Genomic DNA, 223 nt, shown 5'->3' with positions numbered 1-223 from the left:
TTAACCACGATTCTCTCGATCTCCTTGGTATTCTCTACCTGACCACCTGAGTCGGTTTGGGGTACGGGCAGCTAGAACCTCGCGTCGATGCTTTTCTCGGCAGCATAGGATGACCCACTTTTTATCCGCATCGTGTCTCAGCCTGTATGACTCCCGGATTTGCCTAAGAGTCGGCCTACGCACTTGCCCCGGGACAACCATCGCCCGGGTTGGGCTACCTTCC

General features: G+C 55.6%; 1 rRNA gene. It reads right to left on the bottom strand.

What is annotated here, in order from left to right:
- A 23S ribosomal RNA gene (locus tag WFI52_RS14240) occupies positions 1 to 223 on the bottom strand; the annotation flags it as partial.

It is taken from the genome of Microbacterium sp. MMO-20 (assembly GCF_037147735.1).
In the GTDB taxonomy this organism is placed as follows: Bacteria; Actinomycetota; Actinomycetes; order Actinomycetales; family Microbacteriaceae; genus Microbacterium.
The sequence above is the reverse complement of the archived record's forward strand: the minus strand, read 5'-3'. Positions and strand labels throughout refer to the sequence as shown.